Here is a 13,157-nt window from a genome sequence, read left to right as displayed (position 1 = left end):
GGAACCGGCCCCGCGACGGATCGGCGGGGCATGGCGAAGCATATGAGGTGGGGCGACCGGTTGCCAAGGCATGCGCGGCGCGAGACTTTCGGAAGATGGCGCGAACTTTACCGGCGGCAGCGTAGCGCGGTCGATCAGGCGCGCAATGGCTCTCCAGCGGCAGGGGTCGCGATCCGGCGATGAACCTCGTTCTGCTTCCCGGCTTCATGACCGATTCCGACCTCTGGACCGACATGGAGGTTCAGCTCGCGCGGGTCGGCGCAATCCACCACGCTGATCTGAGCCGTGACGCCGCGATCGACGACATGGCGTTCCGGGTGGCAGCGGAGGCGCCCGAACGCTTCGCCCTGGTCGGCTTCTCCATGGGCGGCTACGTGGCCCGCGAGATCGCCCGCCTTGCGCCAGAGCGGGTGCAGGCGCTGGTCCTGATCGCCACTTCGGCCCGGGCCGATACCCGCGCCCAGGCGGCGCGGAAGGCGATCGCCGTCGCACATGTCCGCGAGCAGGGCTTCGCCGGCCTCAGTCGTGGGGCGATCTTCCAGTCGGTACATCCCGAGCGGGCGGGCGACGCCGACCTCACCGGCCGTATCCGGCGGATGGGCGACCGGCTCGGCGGCCCGGTCTTCCTCCGTCAGGCCGGCCAGGCCCGCGCGAGCGATCTCGACCGGCTCGGCGCGATCCGCTGCCCGACCCTGGTCGTGGCGGCGGCTCAGGACGCACTGCGCGGCCTCGACGAGGCGCGGGAGCTTCGGGACGGGATCCCCGGCGCGACCCTGACGGTGATCGACGGGTCGGGGCACATGCTGCCGCTTGAAGCGCCCGACGCCCTCTCCGCCGCGATCGTGCCGTGGCTCCTGGCTCAGGCCTCCGGCGCCTCGACGATCGGGTCGTAGCGGGCGGCGTCGAAGCCGAGGAGGTTCCAGCTCTGGGCCATGTGGGGCGGCAGCGGCGCGCTCACGTCCACGGGCTTGCCGGTCCGCGGGTGCGGGATCACGATCCGGCGGGCGAGCAGGTGGAGCCGGTTCTGGATGCCGCCCGGCAGCTCCCAGTTCTCCACGGAAAAGTATTTCGGGTCCCCGACGATCGGGTGGCCGATATGGGCCGCGTGGGCGCGCAGCTGGTGCGTGCGGCCGGTGACCGGCTTGAACGACAGCCAGGACAGCTTCTGAGCGGCCTGATCGACCATCGCGTAGTAGGTCAGGGCGTGGCTCGCGCCCTCATCCCCGTGCTTGGCGACGCGCATGCGCGCATCGGCATCGGTGGGCTCTTCCTTGGCGAGATAGGTCGAGACGCGGCCCTGCCGTACCCGCGGCACGCCGGCGGTGAGCGCCCAGTAGATCTTCCGCGCCGCCCGGGAGCGGAAGCTCTTGGCCAGCGTCGCGGCGGCGAGCCGGGTCTTGGCGATGATCAGGCAGCCGGCCGTGTCCTTGTCGAGCCGATGGACGAGGCGGGGCTTCTGCCCGTCCGGGCCGGTCAGCGCGGCGAGCAGGCCATCGACGTGGCGGACCGTGCCGGATCCGCCCTGGACCGCGAGGCCGAAGGGCTTGTTGAGGATCATCATGTCAGCGTCCTCGTAGAGGATCAGCGACCGGATGAATTCGGCGTCGTCCTGCTCGCGGGCGGCGTTGCGCGGGCGCTCGGAGGGCTGATCGAGGCGCAGCGGCGGCACGCGCACGCTCATGCCTGGCTCCAGCCGGTCGTTGGGCTTGGCGCGCTTGCCGTCGACCCGCAATTCGCCCTTGCGGACGATGCTCTGAACCCGAGTGAAGGGGAGGAGCGGGAAGCGAGCGGTGAGAAACCGGTCGATGCGCATGCCGGCTTCGTCCGGCTCGACCGTCAGCGTCTGCACCCCGGAGGCGAGGGTCGCGGAAGCGGCGGCGCGCTGCTCGCGCCGGGTCGGGCCGGGGGCGGGAGCGGGTCCTTCGTGCCGCTTCGGCGCAGGTCTCGGCCCGGGCTTGGCGCCCGGTGCACCGCGCCCGGCCGGCGCCGTGTGGCGTGCCAGCGCACCGTCCGCGGCGGCACGGGGTTTTGGCGCCCGAGCAGGCGCGGCGGGTGCCGCACCGCCCCAGGGATCGCGCGCGCCGGCATCGTCGCCGCGGTTGCGGGCGGCGCGCTCGGCAGCGTCGCGGGCGCTGGTGCGCGGGCCGGTGCGGGCACGGCCGTTCGATTGGACCTTGCCGGCCTGTGGCTTACGCCCCTTCGGGCCGCCGCTTCTGGGAGGTCGTGTGTTCATGGTTCCGCCGGCACCCGTCACCGCCTCGGACGGGACGTCCGGGCGCATAGGCCGCGGCGTCGCGGACGTCGGGACCGATGGGGTTGCCCGGCTGTAGCACCGCCCCGGCGCAGCGGCAAAGGCGGAGAGAGGGACGGGAGCGGCGTGAATAAACCGGTCTCGTCCGTCCGCGCCGAAAACGCGCCGCTTCTTGCGGCGTCTATGCGCCGTGGGTTCGGACGAACCTCAGCCGAACACGTGCCCACGTCGGATGATCGTCGGGGGCGGAGCGCTCGTTTCCTGAGCCTCCGATGCAGCCAAGTGGGATCTTGCCTTGGCGGCGAGTTCGCTCCGGAGGTTCTGACAGCGCTTGCGCACGTCGGCGATGTCGAACTGGGCCTGCATCTCCATCAAGGTCTCCATTTCGACCCCGAACACCGTCTCGATCCGTAGAGCCAGTTCCGGAGACAGCGCGGCCTCCTCATTGAGGAAATCGAACAGCGTTTGACGCGGCACATCGAGCAATCCGGCTGCGTCCATGACGGTCAAGTTGCGCGGCTCGACGATATTCCGCCGCACATATCCACCCGGGTGGCCGGGATTTTCCAATCTATAGCTCATCTCTATCGGCCCTCCTTTACTGGTCCCCGTTCGAAAGCGCTACCGACCCGCTCTAATCCAAGACCTGTGTTCGGATAATCCCGATCCTTCCATCGGCACGACACGCGTTCAGTACGCAGCAGCACGTAAAAAGTTCCAAGAGCATACTACGGGATCGAACGTCTTCATTTCTGGTTTAATATAAAAAATACTCGATGTATTGCTTATTATTGAGAGTCTATATCATTATAAACAGAAAGTTACTATCAGTATGCGCCTCTTCACCCTCGCGCGCTGTGGGCACGAAGCCCGCCATCGCCGTCTGATCTGCCCCCATGAGAACCGACAGGGTCCTCGGCCCACGCCGCCACCGCGTTCGGCTTGACGCGGATGAACCGTAAGGCCAAGCTTATCGGCGACGGTTCCCTTCGGGGATCAAAAGGGAACGCGGTGAGGGGCTCGCCCCGAGGCCGCGGCTGTCCCCGCAACTGTAAGCGGCGAGCCCTTCACCACCACGTCACTGGGTCACTGACCCGGGAAGACGGTGCGAGGGCGGCGACCCGCGAGCCAGGAGACCTGCCGTCAGCCGTGGTCACACGCGAAACGCGCTGGGCGGGGTTGTCCTGGCGGGTGTCGAGACGCCCGTGCACCCGCGCGGTCGGCGAGACCTCGTTCGCGGTGACGTGCCACAGCAAGCGCGCCCGCGACACCGCTCCCGATGCCCGTCCTGACCGTATCGATCGCCTTTGGGGTAGCCGCACGCACCTGCGCGTCTGCGCCCACCGAGCTTCCGATGATTCCGAGCAATTGTAATGTTATTACACTGCTTGTAGGACGAGCCGGCTGGCCCGCGCCGCGCACGGACCTCCTCTGCCATGTCACCTACGAACAATCGCACGAGATCGGGCGGGCCCGCACCGCTCTGCGGCGTGCTCCTCGCGCTCTTCGCGAGTACCGCTGCCGCGCAGGAAACCGTCACCCTCGACCAGCTCTCGGTTGAGGGGGAGGGTGGCGGCTCGGACCGTGCCGTCCCGAACAGCCTCAACCTGCGCACCCGTGACCGGACCGCGAGCCGGATCGGCCTGACGCCCCTGGAGACGCCGGCCAGCCTCGACATCGTGTCGGGCGAGACCGCGCGGCTGCGCGGCCAGGACACGATTGCCGAGGCCGTGACCCAGGACGCCACCGGCATCACCACGATCGCCGCCCCCGGCAACGGCAACGGCGCGTTCACGTCCCGCGGCTTCGCCGGCCCGAACTCGATCCAGCAGCTCTACGACGGCACGCGCTTCTACGTGGGCGCCAACACCGTAACCTTCCCGTTCGATACCTGGAACGTCGAGCGGATCGAGGTGCTGCGCGGGCCGTCCTCGGTGCTCTACGGCGACGGCGCCATCGGCGGCGTCATCAACGTGGTGCCCAAGAAGCCGGTCTTCGTGCCGATCAACGCCGCGCGCGCGGTGGTGGGCACCGACGGCGTCGCGCGCCTCGCCCTCGATTCCGGCGGCGCGCTTGGCCAAGCGGAGTTCGGCGACACCTTCGCGTACCGCCTCAACGTCAGCGGCAACCGCGCCGACGGCTGGATCCGCCCCGAGGGCGATTTCCGCAACCTCGCGGTCTCGGCTGCCCTGCTGTTCCAGCCGAGCCCGGACCTGGCGTTCACGCTGAGCCACGACCTCGGCTACCAGGAGCCAGCCCGCTATTGGGGCACGCCGCTAGTCGAGGGGCGGATCCCGGACCTGATCCGGTTCAACAACTACAACGTCCGCGACGCGAAGATCACCTGGGCCGACAACTGGACCCAGCTCAAGACCGAGTGGTCGCCCTCGGCCGACATCACGGTGCGCAACACCGCCTACCGGCTCACCAGCCGGCGCCACTGGCTCGACGTCGAGCAGTATTCCTACAATCGCGGCACTGGGCTGGTGGACCGGGGCGACTATCTAGAGATCTACCACAGCCAGGAGCAGGTCGGAGACCGGCTCGACGCGACGTTCCGGGGCAGCCTCTTCGGCTTCGCCAACCAGTTCGTCGCCGGGTCCGACGTGAACCACATCGACTTCCGGCACACCAACAACTTCTATTTCGACGCTCCGACAACCAGCGTACCGCTCACCGGCTACGATCCGGGCTTCTTCCCGCAGAACGGCCGGGCGCGTCCGGCCTACGCCACGCAGACGAGCCAGGCCTCGGTCTTCGCCGAGGACCGGGTAATCCTGTCGGAGAAGCTGTCGTTCCTCACGGGCGTGCGCCTCGACGTGCCGACGCTGCACCGGGAGGATCTGCAGACGGGCTCGCGGTTCGAGAAGACCTACCGGGCGCTGGGCTACCGGTTCGGCCTCGTCTACAATCCGACGCCGGACAGCGCGCTCTACGCCCAGTACAGCTTCGCCACCGACCCGGTGAACAGCCTGATCACCCTGTCGCAGTCGCTCGCGGGGTTCCAGCTCGCCACCGGCACGCAGGTCGAGGTCGGCGCCAAGGGGCTCGCCTTCGACGGCGCGCTGGAATGGACCGTCGCCGGCTACCGCATCGTCAAGGACAATTTGATCTCGGCCGTGCCAGGGCAGCCGACCCTCTCGACGCAGGTCGGCCAGCAATCGTCGCACGGGTTCGAGCTGGCGCTGGGCTGGCATTTCGCCCCGGGCTGGCGGCTCGACGGCAACCTCGCGCTCCTGCACGCGCAGTATGACAAGTTCGATCAATCGGTGAACGGTGCCACAATCTCGTATGCCGGCAACCAGCCGATCGATGTGCCCGAACGCGTGGCCAACCTCTGGCTGACCTGGGACGTTGCGCGCGACTGGACCGCCCGGATCGGGCTGCAGAATGTGGGCCAAGTCTACAGCGACTTCGGCAACACGGCGCGGCGGCCGGCCTACAACCTCGTCAACCTCGTCCTCGACCATCAGGTCACCGCGGAATCCCGCTTGTCCCTGCGGGTCTACAACCTGTTCGACAAGGTCTACGCGATCAGCGGCAACGCCGTGAACGGGGCCGGCACCAACTGGCTGCTCGGGCGGCCGCGCTCGGTCGAGGTCGCCTACACGGTGACGTGGTGAGGCTGTCGCGGCGGATCGGGAAGGCGGCCCGGCGCTTCCTGCTGCTGTTCCATCGCTGGTCCGGGATCGTCATGGGGCTGCTTTTCGCCGCATGGGTCGGCTCCGGGCTGGTGATGCTCTACGTGCCCTTCCCGACGCTCACCGAGGCCGAGCGTCTGGCGCGGCTTGCGCCGCTCGTCTGGGACCACGTCGCGGTCGCGCCGGACGAGGCGCTCCGCGCCGGCGGCCTCTCGGGCGTCCCGGCCGCCTTCGACCTGGAAATGCGGGGCGCCGAGCCCGTCTACCGCATCGCCGGCCGCGACGGCGGCCGGGCAACGGTCTCGGCGCGGACAGGTGAGCGGCTCGGGCCCGTGACGCCCGAAGCGGCCCTGCAGCTCGCGGCCCCGGGATCCCCGAACGCCCGCGTCACGCCGGTCGAGCGCGACCAGTGGACCGTCACCGCCAGGTACGACCCGCTGCGGCCCTTCCTCAAGGTCGCCCTGGGCGACGCTGCCGGGACCGAACTCTACGTCTCGGAAGTCACCGGCGCCATCGCCCTCGACACGACCCGGTCCGAGCGTGCTTGGAACTGGGTGGGTTCAGTGGTGCACTGGATCTACCTGACGCCGCTGCGCGCCCGCGCGGAGCTGTGGCGGACATTCCTGCTGTGGCTGTCGGGCTTCGCCGCCCTTGGGGCGGTGAGCGGGTTCGCGATCGGGATCTGGCGCCTGCGCCTTCGTCGACGCTATGCGGGCGGCGCGGTGACGCCCTATCGTGGGCTCGCGCGATGGCATCACCTGCTCGGCCTCGCGGGCGGGCTCGGGCTGAGCACCTTCATCCTCAGCGGCTGGATCTCGATGAACCCGAACCGCTGGTTTGCGGCGTCCAGCCCGCCCGTGGACCTGCGCGCCGCCTATGCCGGAGCTCCGCCGGCGCTCGGCCTCGACCCGCCGCGCCTGCGCGCCTTCGCCGCGCTGGAGACCCGCGCCCTGCGGTTTGCCGCCATCGGCGGAGCCTGGTGGGTCATCGCCGAAGCGACGGGCGGTGGCCGCGCGGTCAGGGCAGACGGTGCGTCGGCGCTCGACGCCGGCACCATCGCGGCTGCAGCCGCGGAGGGCTTCGCGGATGGCCGGCTGCGGTCGATGCGCCAACTGACGGCCTACGACGCCTATTGGTACCCCCACGGCGCCGATCCGCGGCCGCTCCCGGTGCTGCGCTTGCGCTTCGGCGACGCGGCTGCGACCTGGCTCCATGTCGATCCCCGGGACGGCACGATCCTCCAGCGCCTCGACCGCTCCGGCCGGATCAACCGCTGGCTGTTCGACGCCCCGCATCGGCTCGACCTGCCGGGCCTCACCGGCAACCGGCCCCTGCACGATGCGGCGCAGTGGGTCCTGAATCTGCTGGCGAGCGGCATCGCGATCACGGGGGTCGTGGCGGGCGGGCGCAGGCTGCGGCGGACGCTGTCGGCCTGAGCCTCGTTCCGCGTGTTCCGTCGAGAGGTTGAGGTCGGCACGGCGGCAGATTCGACCCAATACAGCCGCTGAGACCACGGTCCGCGCTTCCCCAAAGCGGCCGTTCGTCGGTGGGCCGGCAACGTTGGCTCAGGGGTGGATCCTGCCATCGGCTGCCGGTCCGTAAGCGGTCAGGTCGTTTCTCACATCGGCGATCGAGCGGCGTGTCGAACGATTCAAGCTGCGTGAGGCACATGCCGGTGCTGCCAGCCGATCGTCAGAAAGGCCTCGATCTGGTCCCAGCGGCTGAGGAACGCCTCCACGACGCGAGGATCGAAGTGAGCACCGGCATTCTCGGCCATGTGAGCGCGGGCACGCTCCGGTGTCCAGGCCTCCTTGTAGGGGCGCTCGGTCGTGAGCGCGTCGAAGACGTCCGCCACCGCAACAATCCGGCCCGACAACGGGATCGCCTCACCTTTGAGATGGTGCGGGTATCCCGCCCCATCCCAGCGCTCGTGATGGCTCACCGCAATCTCGGCCGCGAGCCGCATCACCGACGAGGCGCTGCCGCCCAGGATGCGCTGGCCGCGGTCGGCGTGAAGCTCCATCTCCCGGCGTTCCTCGGGCGTGAGCGCACCGGGCTTGAGCAGAATGGAATCCGGCACGGCGATCTTGCCGACGTCGTGCATGGTTGCGGCGAGACTCAGCTGCCGGCACTCAGCCGCGGACTGGCCGAGCGCCTCCGCGATCAGCCCCACATAGGCGGAGACCCGGACGATGTGGTCGCCGGTATCCGCATCCCGGTGTTCGGCTGCCCGCATCAGGGTCGAGACGATCTCGCGCTCGCGCTCCTCAACCATGGCCACAGCGGTCGCGACCTCGCGGGCGAGTTGCGCCGCGTGCTCGCGCTGAATGCGATGAGCGGTGGAGAGGGCCAGAAGGTTCGACACGCGTGCGCGGATCTCGACCGGGTCGGCAGGCTTGGCCAGGAAGTCGGTCGCCCCGGCCTCCAGCGCCGCGCGACGGAGGCTGCGCTGGTCGAAGCTCGTGACCATGACAACCGGCACGGTCGCAAGCTCCGGAATGCGGCGCAGCGCCTGGATGAACGCGATGCCGTCCATACCGGGCATCTCGTAATCGGTGATCACCACCCCGATCTCGCAGGCGCGCGCCTCGGCGAAGGCGAGTGCCTCTTCCGGAGCTGTGAAGTCGTGCGGAGTGCACCCAGCAAGCGGCCGAAGCGCGGCCACGATCACCAGGTTGTTCATCTCCGCGTCGTCGAGAATGAGAGCTAACATGGCGGAACATGCTTCATCGTTGTTCTGTCTTCCGATGCGATGCGTCTCTTTCTCATGGCCGCGCTACGCGGCCGCCCGTAGGCCGGGTGCTTTCGACGCCTCGAACGAGCGCACGCAGTTGCGCCCGCCCGACTTGGCCGCGTAGAGGGCGCGGTCTGCCCGTTCGATCGTGTGGTCGACATCACCGTCGGTGAACTCAGCCTCGGCCATGCCGATGCTGATCGTTGCCGTGATGCATTGGCCTTCGGGCTCGAACACGGTGCTGGCCACCGTCTGACGGATCCGGTCCGCGAAGATGGCCGCGCCTTTCAGGTCGGTCTCGCGCAGCAAGACCACGAATTCCTCGCCGCCGAAGCGCGCGACCTTGTCGGTGGTTCGGATCGCCTCGCTGACGATATGCCCGACCTGGCGGATGACCTCATCGCCCGCGGCATGCCCGTACAGGTCGTTGACGCGCTTGAAGTGATCGATGTCGATCATCAGGATACAGATCGCACGCCGATAGCGCTTGAAGTAGCTCATCGCGTCGCTCGCCAAAGGCAGGAACGCGCGTCGGTTGAGCAGGCCTGTCAACGCGTCGGTGTCGGCCAGAACCTGCATGGCATGGAGGTCGGCCCCGATGCGTCTGACGCGGTCCTCCGCAGCATTGACTGCGTTGGTCGCCTCCGCCTCGATGAGGCGCGCATCCGCCTCAGCCGTGCCGATGCGCCTCAGAAGCGATCTGACCGAGGCAGACAGACGCAAAACCTCGGGCGAGCCGTGAACATGGCGCGTCATCCGTGCATCCGGCTCGCGGCCGATGCGGTCGACGGCCTCGGTGAGCTGCGTCAAGGGACGGGACAGGCGCGCCGCGACCCACCAGATCGCAGCAATGCCCAGTACAGCCGTGGACAGCCCGAGCAGGAGTATCAGGCCGGTCAGACGATTCGCCCCGGCCAGCGCGGTGTCGACCGGCTGCAGCGCGACGACGATCCAGCCCAGGCCCGGGTAGTCACCCCGTCCGCGCGTGGCGGCGGCCGTGGCGAGACGATCGCCTTCAGCGCTGTGGACGATGAAATGGCCCGATGTCAGATCTGCGGCCGTGTACGGGGTCACCCCGAGCTCGGATCCGAGCAGAACCTGGCCGGTGTGATCGAGGACGATGACGTCCTCCCTCAGCTCAGGTCTGCGAGACGACAGCACCTCGCGCCGGACGACGTCGGCCCATCGCCAGCTGAGATGAGCGCCGAGAACACCGAGGGTCTGGCCCGCGGCGTCAACGACCGGAACGGCCACATCCACAAACCGGAACGGCGCGCCATCGCTGTTGGGAGGAAGCTTGGATGCCAGCAAGGCCGCCGCGTGCACGTCCTCGACCGCGGATTGCCGAAGGCCATTGATGAACCAGGGGCGCTGGCTGACGCTCGCTCCTTCAAGAAGGCCGCCGGTGGCAGCACGCACTTGGCCGTCGCGATCGGCAAACCCGATCCAGGCGTAATCCGGCAGCGTTTTCTGCATCGTCTCGAGGACTTTGCGCAGGCTGCCGGTCTTCTCCATCCAGTGCGGCTGCAGCGGCTCAAGCGCGCCGACGTTGCGGATTTCCCGCAGACGCTCGGCCATGTCCTGATCGAGCCGATCGGCCATCGACCGGGCGACCTGCAAAAGGGCGTTCTGGGCCATATCGGTGGCCTGCCCGCGCGCCAGCAGGGCGGATCCGATCGTGGTCACGCCGACGATCGCGAGACTGATGGCGCCTGCGAGCAGGCTGATCTGACGCCGCAGTGAAACGCGGTCCGCGAGACGCTTGAACATCTTGAACCATCCTCGACCAGCGAGGAATATGCGGCTCAATTCATGACGGCGCGTGAAATTTGTTCGTAAACAACTCCTGCTTGCATGGCTTGGCGGTAGCAGCGTGACCGCCCGTCCCTGCTGGAGATCCTTGCTTCACCAAGCAGCCGACAAGCGGACATTCCACGCTTCTGCGAAAGGTTGAGAGCGGGCGAAACAGCGATGCCCGCTTCGATGCCAACCCCGCCCGGAAGCAGACAGGCCGAAATCCACCCGTCTCGGGCAACACCACAATCAAGCGGCCTGACATCAAATCCTAGAACCGCGCGGTCAGGAACAGCCGGACGTTCCGCCCGGGCAGCAGGATCTCGTCCTTCTTGAACGAGGTCGAATTGCGGATGTCGTCGTTGAGCAGGTTACGGCCCTGGAGTCCGAGGGTGATCTCGCTCGCGCCGTACACCGCCGGATCGACGGCCTTGGTGTAGCTGACCTCGGCGCGCAGGTCGTCCCAGCCTGGGGTCGGGGTCTCGAACACCGCGGTTGCGAGATGGTCGAATGCGTGGAGCAGGTTCACCCGGGCGAACCACCCGTCGGCCCGCAAGTAGACGCCGCCGCCGAGGCGGTAGGGCGGGATCCGCGGCACGTTGGTGCCGTCGTCGAACTTGGCGCGGACGAAATCGAACTGGGCCTCGATCCCGGCGAAGCCGTTGCCCACCGGGACGAGATCGTACTGGCCGATGATCTCGGCGCCGTAGAAGGTGGCGTTCTGCTGCTGATAGACGATCTGCCGGTTTTCCGTGCCGGTGCCGCAGGAGGCGAAGTCGTCGTCGCAGGTGAGCCCCGTGTAGTTGCGGTAGATGAAGCCGGTGTAGCGCGTGTAGTAGCCGGTGGCGTCGAGGCGCAGCGGTCCCTCCGCGCGCCGGATGCTGGCCTCCATCGTGCGGGCGCGCTCCTTCTTCAGATTCGGATTGCCGATCTCGAAGGTCGCGGTGGCGTCGTGCGGCCCCTGCGAGAACAGCTCGTAGCCGGTCGGCCCGCGCTCGACATAGGAGCCGGTCAGGCTTGCCACGAACCCGTAGGGCAGGTCCTGCAGGGCGCCGAAGCTGGCGCTCTTCGGGGCGAAGCGCCGGGTCCGCGCGTACTGATACGGCTCCTGCCCGTCGACCGGCACGTAATCGGCGGGGAACTGGGCGGCCGTGCTCGACAGCCGGTCGACCTCGTAGCGCCCGGCGGCCTGCAGCCGCGTGCCGGGGCGCAGCTCAAGCTCCTCGAACAGGTAGACCGCGTTGGCGCGGGACTCGGTCTTGGGCAGGAAGGATTCGAGCTGCGTGTTGATCACGCGCCGGTCCGACTGGAAGCCGAGCGCGCCGGTCAGCGTGCCGAATTCCGTGAAGACCGGGACGTGCTGGAGCTCCAGGCGGCCTTCCGCCTCGCGGTTCTTGAAGATCGCCTGGACACCCTCGATCCCGTCCTCGCCGATGCCGACCTCGTTGTGGCGATAGACCGAATAGCCCGCCCAGTAGCGGATCACCTCGAACGGGCCGTCGAGCGGGCGGTACTCGCCGCGAGACAGGACGCGGTCCTGGTTCGGGGTGAGCCGGGTGCGATCCTGCTCGGCCACCCCGCCGGGAATGGCGTAGACCGCGTCGTAATGGCTGAAGGAGATGCCGACGAAGCCGCGGTCGCCGATCGCCGAGATGCCGACCGCGCCGCCCTGCGACTCGTTGTAGGAGTTGCGCTGGATCCCGCCGGGGATCGCGTAGCTGTCGTTGGCGGTCTTGAACCCGTCAGCATGGACCGCGATGCCGTCGCCGCCAGCATCCACGGTCGCCGCCCCGAGCCGGCCATTGTCCACGCTGGAGAAGCCGCTGGTGACCTGCCCCTGCACCCCGTTCGCCGGGATGAAGGTCGGCACCCGGTTGTTGTCGGCCGAGACGACGCCGCCGATGGCGCCCGAGCCGTAGCGCAGGGTCGCGGGGCCGCGGATCACCTCGATCCGGTCGGCGACCAGCGGGTTTACCGGGACCGCGTGGTCCTCGCCGAGATCCGACACGCCGCCATTGACGATGCCGTTTTCCTGGATCCGCACCCGGGCGTTGTCGAGGCCGCGGATGATCGGCCGGGACGCCGCGCCCGGTGCGTAGGTCGTCCCCGAGATGCCGGGCCGATCGAACAGGGCATCGCCCAGCGTCCGCGGCTGGTCGCGGGCGATCTGGTCCTGCGTCACCACGGTGACCGGCGAGAACGTGTTGGTCGCCACTGGCAGGATCCCGACCGGTACCGAGAGATCCGGAATCGGCGCCGTGCGCGGGGCCTGGATCGGGCTCGGACTGGTGACGCTGATCTCTTCGAGCGCGACGGCTTGCTGCGCCCGCGCAGCGGACGAGGCCATGAGGCCGATGCCGACGGTCGAGGACAGGACAGTGCCGGCCAGGAAGCCGAAGGAGCGCGCGAGAGGCATTGAGACTCACAGAGTGTTATATCGTTTCATTGTTGCGGTGCCTCGGTCTGGCGCAAGGGATAATCCGGACTGGGATCAACAGGCGGTAGAAACGTTACATCGTTGCAACAACTCGGTGCGCGGCGAACCGGGCCGGCGATCACACGGATCGGACGGGGAGTCGTGCGGGCTCCGCGAGATCCAAGCCGGATCGGAAAATCATCTGCCGTGAACTCGGCTCGTCAGCCCGGGGACGCGGAGCAACGTCGGGGACCGATCTGCGCCGGGGGGCGATGTCGGGGCGCGTCCTCGGCTCTGGATGGCCCTCCGGCGTAGTCCTGC

At 68.4% G+C, this 13,157-nt stretch carries 8 protein-coding genes and 1 riboswitch; of the genes, 3 read left to right on the top strand and 5 right to left on the bottom strand.

The genetic code is table 11. The features are described from left to right. The first annotated feature begins 179 nt into the window (after positions 1-179). Positions 180-893 carry an alpha/beta fold hydrolase gene (locus AC3WSN_RS11890; RefSeq protein WP_492538170.1) on the top strand — a complete coding sequence of 238 codons (714 nt, stop codon included), beginning with the start codon at positions 180-182 and terminating at the stop codon, positions 891-893. Here the strand turns inward: AC3WSN_RS11890 and AC3WSN_RS11885 are convergent. Beyond that, positions 860-2,233: an RluA family pseudouridine synthase gene (locus AC3WSN_RS11885; protein ID WP_492538168.1), complete on the bottom strand. Its 1,374-nt coding sequence runs from the start codon at positions 2,231-2,233 to the stop codon at positions 860-862. The two genes, AC3WSN_RS11890 and AC3WSN_RS11885, sit on opposite strands and share 34 nt — an antisense overlap. 225 nt (positions 2,234-2,458) lie before the next feature. Beyond that, positions 2,459-2,833: a HigA family addiction module antitoxin gene (locus tag AC3WSN_RS11880; protein WP_492538167.1), complete on the bottom strand. Its 375-nt coding sequence runs from the start codon at positions 2,831-2,833 to the stop codon at positions 2,459-2,461. Positions 2,834-3,214: 381 nt separating this feature from the next. After that, positions 3,215-3,410: riboswitch (cobalamin riboswitch) on the top strand. A 277-nt stretch (positions 3,411-3,687) separates the two neighbouring features. Between AC3WSN_RS11880 and AC3WSN_RS11875 the strand changes: the two genes are divergently transcribed. Both AC3WSN_RS11875 and AC3WSN_RS11870 read left to right on the top strand, forming a co-directional pair. Further along, complete coding sequence (locus AC3WSN_RS11875) at positions 3,688-5,874, top strand: TonB-dependent receptor (RefSeq protein WP_492538165.1); 2,187 nt, start codon at positions 3,688-3,690, stop codon at positions 5,872-5,874. Then, a complete protein-coding gene (locus tag AC3WSN_RS11870; protein ID WP_492538163.1) occupies positions 5,868-7,328 on the top strand; it encodes a PepSY domain-containing protein in 1,461 nt (486 codons plus the stop codon). The genes AC3WSN_RS11875 and AC3WSN_RS11870 overlap by 7 nt, the downstream gene beginning before the upstream one ends. A 215-nt stretch (positions 7,329-7,543) precedes the next feature. Here AC3WSN_RS11870 and AC3WSN_RS11865 read toward each other — a convergent pair whose 3' ends face one another. From AC3WSN_RS11865 to AC3WSN_RS11855, 3 genes are all read right to left on the bottom strand, one after another. Then, on the bottom strand, positions 7,544-8,605 hold the full coding sequence (locus tag AC3WSN_RS11865; protein WP_492538161.1) for an HD-GYP domain-containing protein: 1,062 nt from the start codon (positions 8,603-8,605) through the stop codon (positions 7,544-7,546). Positions 8,606-8,668: 63 nt separating this feature from the next. Next, positions 8,669-10,396, bottom strand: coding sequence for a diguanylate cyclase (locus tag AC3WSN_RS11860; RefSeq protein ID WP_492538159.1), 1,728 nt, complete (start codon positions 10,394-10,396; stop codon positions 8,669-8,671). A gap of 295 nt (positions 10,397-10,691) precedes the next feature. Next, a complete protein-coding gene (locus AC3WSN_RS11855; protein WP_492538158.1) occupies positions 10,692-12,836 on the bottom strand; it encodes a TonB-dependent receptor in 2,145 nt (714 codons plus the stop codon). Positions 12,837-13,157 lie beyond the last annotated feature (321 nt).

Source organism: Methylobacterium sp. FW102-HT35C08 (genome assembly GCF_058790235.1).
Note: the sequence above shows the minus strand (reverse complement) of the source record. Positions and strands in the feature narration are given on the sequence as shown.